The sequence below is a fragment of the Colwellia sp. 1_MG-2023 genome (assembly GCF_030546755.1).
Taxonomy (GTDB): Bacteria; Pseudomonadota; Gammaproteobacteria; order Enterobacterales; family Alteromonadaceae; genus Thalassotalea_H.
Genome location: NZ_JAUOPE010000025.1, coordinates 1 through 1,174, shown reverse-complemented (window position 1 = coordinate 1,174; position 1,174 = coordinate 1). Strand labels below are relative to the sequence as shown.

Genomic DNA, 1,174 nt, shown 5'->3' with positions numbered 1-1,174 from the left:
TCTAGACAACAAAAAAGGCGCCTAAGCGCCTTTTTTAATCAGTTCAGATGTGAATCTAAATCGGGAATTAATCCATGATTTTAGATACAACACCAGCACCAACTGTACGACCACCTTCACGAATTGCGAAGCGTAAACCTTCGTCCATCGCTACTGGGTTGATTAGCTCTACAACAAACTTAAGGTTGTCGCCTGGCATTACCATTTCAACACCTTCAGGTAACTCTACTGCACCTGTGATATCTGTTGTACGGAAGTAAAACTGTGGACGGTATCCTTTGAAGAATGGTGTATGACGACCACCTTCATCTTTACTTAATACGTATACTTCTGACTCAAACTTAGTGTGAGGTGCAATTGAACCTGGTTGACATAATACTTGACCACGCTCTACGTCTTCACGCTTAAGACCACGTAATAAGATACCACAGTTCTCACCAGCACGACCTTCGTCAAGAAGCTTACGGAACATTTCTACACCAGTACACGTTGATTTTTGTGTATCACGGATACCTACTACTTCTACTTCGTCACCTACTGTGATGATACCGCGCTCTACACGACCTGTAACAACAGTACCACGACCTGAGATTGAGAATACGTCTTCAATCGGCATGATGAATGCACCGTCAATCGCACGCTCTGGCTCTGGAATGTATGTGTCTAAGTGGTTAGCAAGTTCTAATACTTTCTCTTCCCACTGCGCTTCGCCGTTCAATGCACCTAATGCTGAACCTTGAATTACTGGTAAGTCATCACCTGGGAATTCGTATTCGTTAAGTAACTCACGAACTTCCATTTCTACTAATTCTAATAATTCTTCGTCATCTACCATGTCACATTTGTTCATGAATACGATGATGTAAGGTACACCAACCTGACGTGATAATAAGATGTGCTCACGTGTTTGTGGCATTGGACCATCTGTAGCTGCTACTACTAAGATAGCACCATCCATTTGGGCTGCACCTGTGATCATGTTTTTGATGTAATCGGCGTGACCTGGACAATCTACGTGTGCGTAGTGACGTGTTTCTGTATCGTACTCGATGTGAGAAGTATTGATTGTAATACCACGCTCACGCTCTTCTGGAGCATTATCAATTTGTGCGAAGTCTTTTACATCACCACCGAAAGCTTTTGTTAATACCGCAGAGATAGCAGCTGTTAACGT

1 protein-coding gene is annotated in these 1,174 nt (G+C 42.9%); it reads right to left on the bottom strand.

The window, feature by feature from the left end:
- Window positions 1-67 precede the first annotated feature (67 nt).
- A partial coding sequence (gene tuf / locus Q4493_RS17680; protein ID WP_303455594.1) for an elongation factor Tu occupies window positions 68-1,174 on the bottom strand: 1,107 nt, incomplete at its 5' end.